Source organism: Xanthovirga aplysinae (genome assembly GCF_009711365.1).
Lineage (GTDB): Bacteria > Bacteroidota > Bacteroidia > Cytophagales > Cyclobacteriaceae > Xanthovirga > Xanthovirga aplysinae.
Genome location: NZ_SMMB01000533.1, coordinates 1 through 2,160, shown reverse-complemented (window position 1 = coordinate 2,160; position 2,160 = coordinate 1). Strand labels below are relative to the sequence as shown.

The 2,160-nt window shown below is 32.7% G+C and carries 3 protein-coding genes; all 3 read right to left on the bottom strand.

Annotation, left to right across the window (positions count from 1 at the left end; all coding sequences use genetic code 11):
• The coding region (locus E1171_RS02425) for a hypothetical protein (protein WP_222931348.1) at positions 1 to 251 on the bottom strand (251 nt) is incomplete at its 3' end.
• A gap of 104 nt (positions 252 to 355) precedes the next feature.
• The gene (locus tag E1171_RS02420; RefSeq protein ID WP_155203725.1) at positions 356 to 910 is read right to left on the bottom strand and encodes a hypothetical protein; all 555 of its coding nucleotides are present in this window, start codon (positions 908 to 910) and stop codon (positions 356 to 358) included.
• Positions 911 to 989: 79 nt separating this feature from the next.
• Positions 990 to 1,706, bottom strand: a complete 717-nt coding sequence (locus tag E1171_RS02415) for a hypothetical protein (RefSeq protein ID WP_155203723.1) — start codon at positions 1,704 to 1,706, stop codon at positions 990 to 992.
• Between the last annotated feature and the right edge of the window lie 454 nt (positions 1,707 to 2,160).

The window sequence follows — 2,160 nt, the reverse complement described above, 5'->3', positions numbered from 1 at the left end:
TCGATATAATCTGCAGTTTCCCCTTCCTCATTAAAGTCCTTTATCCACTGTTTCTTATTTTCTTTATCTATATCCTCAATATTTTCGAGAAATCGTTTGATAGCATTCATTGTAGATTCATCTACGGAACTTTGAGTAAAGTTTAAATCTAAAGAGGTTTTTCTTCTTCCAAATTGGGCATTTGCACAATAATAATCTTTAAGAGAATTCATCTCTACTTCTCCAAAAAAAGGTAATTCGTACTTATTCATTTTAATTTTTCTAATCACAGCCAACGGTAAGTATAAAAATAGTAGCTTTGGCTGTGTTGCTGGCTTTGTGGGGCTATTATTTTTATACAGTGTTGTGCGCTGGTTTAGTTTACCCAAATAGACCCAATATTGGATATTGTCCATTTCTCATTTTCCTTATTCAAAATAACTGTTTGACCTTTTCCACATTTAATCCCACAAATAAATTCAACTTTCAAATAAGCTCGATCACCTTTTTTATTGAAAATTGGCATATCAAAGGAAACTATGTCATTTCCAAATTGAGCGTTTATAGATTTCCAGGTCAATGAGTCATTAACTGATTTAATATTGAGTACTGATTTCGGAATTATTTCATATCCATATTTCATTAAGGGCATTGTATTGAAACCCTGACCTCTTTCGAATTGCTGTCTGATGGACTCAACATCAGGTTCTTTCAATTCCTTAGCGATTAGTTTGATTTTGGACTCCTGCTTGGATAAAAATTCTGTTTTTATGACGCTTACTTCGGCAATAGTAGTTAAAGGTTTTGACACTACTTTGAGTCCTGATGTGTCTTTCAAAAAATCATTTATTACAGAATATGGATCATGAACCAACTCTTTGGGAGCTGAACATGAATTTATTATTAGAAGCAATATGATTAATCTTTTCATGGCATTACTTGCGTACAACGGCTCGGGTATGGGGCGTAGCTCTGCTTGTGCGTTGGCTTTGTGCGGCTATGACCTATACCTAATGTTGTGCACCGTTTTTCTTTATTAATTTATATGGTTTCCACCAACCCCTGTCGTTCTTGAATCGTACTACAAGATTTTCTTTATTAATTTCTTCAAAAATAAGAAATTTATTTTGGTCATATCCAGATTCCGTCTCTAAAACTATAAACTGGGTTTCCCCATTAAAAACGTTGAACTTTCCAGTTCTTCTAAATCCTTCTGTTCTGATATTGAAGGAGTCTTTAGAAAATGAAAAAGTTGGATTCATTAGGAATTTCCCAGTTTCTTCAAATTCAGGAAGTGTCCGTGGAAAACTGTCCAATGGAGCAATCCAAGACCCTACAATTTTCTCAGATAAGTTTATTTTTTTGTTATGTAACTTTGTGACGGTATAAGTATAACTATCATAAGATAAAGTTAAAGTATCATTTTTCCATGAATTGACTGTAAAAGTGGCCTCGTTCAAAATATCCTTGAGAGACAAATATTGAGACTTAAAATCTTGTTTTACATTCCAAAATCCAAATTGTGCATGGCTTTCTTTTTCGTCCTCAAATACATAGACATATAGACTGTCTCGGAAAAAATGGATATCACTTTGTGCGATAACCGAATCCTCTAAATGAATTTTCCATTTAAATGAATTCCCATTAAGTTCAGAAACCAAGTCCTTTCTTTTAATGTCTGAACAGGAAATTACTAATAGTGTTATTATTGAAATAAATCTTTTCATTTATGGTGCACAAGTTCCATGTATGGTGCCGTAGCTATCCCGCAGGGTAGCTATGCACTATACATTTTGCTGTATGCAGTGTTTTCTCCTCTTTGTAAAGGTTATCACTTCTGTTTTAATTTCATTTTTCTTCAGTTCAATAATTCTATAACTAAACGTAGCATTATTGACCTTAATTTCATTTGGAATTTTTTCTACCTGATAAGAACTGGCAGGCGTAATGTACGGCCGAATATTATCATCAATTCTATAATCTTCAAAATGGTAATGCCCACAGAAAACAGTAATGTTATTTTTAAGGTTTAATAATTAAGTATTATTTTCCAATTTTTTCGAGCGTCAACCCCTTGGCTAATTGGAAATTTTTCATCTAAATGAATATCGGTTACATATGCAATTTTTCTGTTCATAGAGAAGTATTAAGGTTGTAGTATTTTTATTTTCCATTCATCAT